Origin of the sequence: Mycobacterium sp. (assembly GCF_049281135.1) — a bacterium.
Taxonomy (GTDB): Bacteria; Actinomycetota; Actinomycetes; order Mycobacteriales; family Mycobacteriaceae; genus Mycobacterium.
The window spans coordinates 1-2970 of sequence record NZ_JBAPRN010000764.1 but is presented as its reverse complement, the minus strand read 5'-3'; the positions used below and the strand labels follow the sequence as shown (position 1 = coordinate 2970).

The following is a 2970-nucleotide window of genomic DNA, read 5'->3' as shown; positions in this document are numbered from 1 at the left end:
TTGATCGAGGAGGCCACGATGAGGTTCATTCATTTGACGTTGCAGGGGCGCCATCGCGACCTGGTGTCAAACACAACAAGGTACTACGTTACCGATCGGTTGCATGACGGGCGCGCCGTCCAGGTGCCTGGACATCGGATTGCCTCCATAGTGTCGGCTTGGCTCGCGGAGCTGGATGCCGACAGTCCTCTGGTTGAAGATCTCGCACGAGCGGCGCGTGTCGGCGACCGGGCGTCAGCCTGCGCTGTGGGTAACCAGCTATCTGTAGCTGTGAGCGTTGCAGCCGCCGCTTAGTTTCAGCGAATCTCCGACATCGGGGGTCGTGGCACAAAGTCCTTTGGAACCGGGTCGTCGTGCTCTCGCGCGGAAGACTTGGTTGCGCGATCTTTGACAGGTAGAGGTCCCACGAAGAGGAGCCAGAGCCATGAACGCACGCTTTCCTGATGCCGGCACAGTGCGTACGATTCTGGCTCTGGCGTCTCGAGCTCCCTCGGTCCATAACACGCAGCCGTGGCGGTGGCGCGTGGGTGCGGAGAGCCTGCATCTTTACTCTGACGTGAGCCGACACCTGCCCAAGACTGACCCCGATGGCCGCGATCTCATCTTGAGTTGCGGTGCGGCGCTGAATCACTGTGTCGTCGCGTTGGCAGCGGTTGGGTGGCGAGCCAAGGTAACTCGTCTGCCGAATCCGGCTGACCCCGACCACCTTGCCGCGATCGAAGTGTCTCCCCACTCGGCTGACGCCCTCGATATAGCGCTTGCCGCGGCGATACCGCGGCGACGAACAGATCGGCGCACCTACAGTTCCTGGTCGGTGCCGGTGCGTGATATCGCACTGATGGCTGCGCGGGCTGCACGAAATGGGGTGACGCTGTGCCAGGTCGACGACATCGACAAGCTGCATAGGATTGTGGCTCAATCTGTTTGGGATCACATGACGCACGATTATCTTGTGGAACTCACCGCGTGGAGTGGGCGCTACGCTTCCGTGGCCGGCGTTCCGGCCCGAAATGCGCCGGTACCCGACCGAAACGCGAAGATCCCGAGTCGACACTTTGCCAGTCCGGCGCTAGCTATGACACCGGGCTCGTCACCGACCGAGGACAGTGCCGTGATTCTTGCGCTGGGCACTCGGACCGACGATCGGCTGGCGCAGCTACGCGCCGGCGAGGCTACCAGTGTCGTCCTTCTCACCGCGACATCTCTGGGCCTGTCCAGTTGCCCGGTGACCGAACCGCTGGAGACGGCTGAAACGCGCGAGCTGGTCCGGTCCGACATCTTCGGTGATAGCAGATACCCGCAGATGCTGCTTCGGGTGGGGTGGGCGCCGGTCAACGCGGACCCGTTGCCGTCGACACCGAGGCGTGAACTCGACGAATTCGTCGAGCTGTTGGCTGATCGCGAAGAGGGCATCGTCTAAGTAGGTCCCGTCGACCGACTGCGTTTCGGAGCGGGATGACACTCCACCGCTGCGGAATCGCTGAATGCCCTGTGGGGTTTAGGTCAGTCCCATGAGGTTCGTTTGATGACTACCGACCATAACGCAAGGGGCCAAAAGGCCCTGGATGCCACAGCCGCGGCGATCGACGATAGTCATGGCCACTATGTGCCGAAATCATTGGGGTTCAAGGAAGTTATGATGGATACGTTCACATTAGACCCACGTTGCTGGTGTAGCGGCCGCGTCTTTGGTCGCAATCCGTTGCTGCGGCGCACCGATCGCATCGAAGCCTTAGTCATGTTGGTCGCGCTCGTCGTGTCGCTAATCGCGGTACCCGTCGCCGCCGCGGCGGGCATTGCCGTCTACGACATGCGTGACAGCCGCTTTACTCAGGAGGGTCGTGACCGACATACAGTCGTGGCAACGGTTCTCGAGACCGAGACCGAGCCCGAGACCGAACGCACGGGTTCGACTGTTGTCCAGGCGCGGTGGCCGGTCACGGTTGCCGAGCGCACCGGTCCCCTTCAACTCACCACTCAGGCGAAGGTGGGCGACCGCATTGAAGTTTGGGTGGACAGAGAGGGCAATCCAGTGGCCCCACCGACCCCGACTTGGCATGCAGTGGGCGACGCCTACGGCGCCACAATGTCGATATTGATGTTTGTGGGTGTCACGATAACTTCTTTCGTAACCCGCGTACGTTCACGACTTGATCGAGAACGCGACGGCCAGTGGGAGCGTGAGCTCAGATGCCTGGAAGAAGGCGGCGGCCGAACGAACTGGCGCTGACGATTGTCAGACCTGAGGTGGGCCAAGGCCTTTATGCAGCGCAGGCGAAGTGGGCGGATGATATGTCGATGAGCGGTCACGGTGAAGGGCCCGACGCTGCGTTGTTAGATACGGCCGGGCTGCAACGCCTTATCGAGGTGCTGATCGAGCGAGGCTATCGCGTGGTCGGTCCGGCGTTGCGGGACAACGCGATCGTCCTGGCAGAACTGGAGACGGCACGCGATCTGCCGCGCGGCTGGGGCGTCGAGGTGGCGCCGGGGCAATATCGGGTACGCCGTCGCGACGACCAAGCGGCTTTCGGGCACTCGGCCGGGCCGCAGTCGTGGAAGCAGTTCCTACACCCTCCCCGCGAGCGACTGTTGGCCTGTACCCGAGACGGGGCCAGCAATGCACAACGCAAAGAGGAGGTCCCGCGATACGCATTCCTCGGGGTGCATGGGTGCGACTTGGCCGCAATCGCAACCCTCGACCGGGTGCTCGGAGGTTCCGCAAATCCTGACAATTCCTTTGTCAGCCGTCGGCGGCAGATCTTTGTGGTCGCGGTGAACTGTACGGAACCGGGCGGACTGTGCTTTTGCGCATCGATGGGCACCGGGCCCGCGGCCGGGCCCGGTTACGACCTCGCTCTGACAGAGTGCCTCGAAGGTGACGCGCCGTCGTACCTTGTCGACATCGGTAGTGAGGACGGCGCCGATGTGCTTGCGGAGCTGCCTCGCCGGTCGGCCTACAGTGAGGAAATC

General features: G+C 62.5%; 2 protein-coding genes and 1 pseudogene. All 3 read left to right on the top strand.

The features are described 5' to 3' along the window. The first annotated feature begins 424 nt into the window (after nt 1-424). The gene (locus WAN02_RS30275; RefSeq protein WP_422269070.1) at nt 425-1420 is read left to right on the top strand and encodes an Acg family FMN-binding oxidoreductase; all 996 of its coding nucleotides are present in this window, start codon (nt 425-427) and stop codon (nt 1418-1420) included. 105 nt (nt 1421-1525) lie between these two features. Further along, complete coding sequence (locus tag WAN02_RS30270; RefSeq protein WP_422269069.1) at nt 1526-2230, top strand: hypothetical protein; 705 nt, start codon at nt 1526-1528, stop codon at nt 2228-2230. A gap of 68 nt (nt 2231-2298) precedes the next feature. Continuing rightward, a pseudogene (locus WAN02_RS30265) lies at nt 2299-2970 on the top strand (4Fe-4S ferredoxin); the annotation flags it as partial.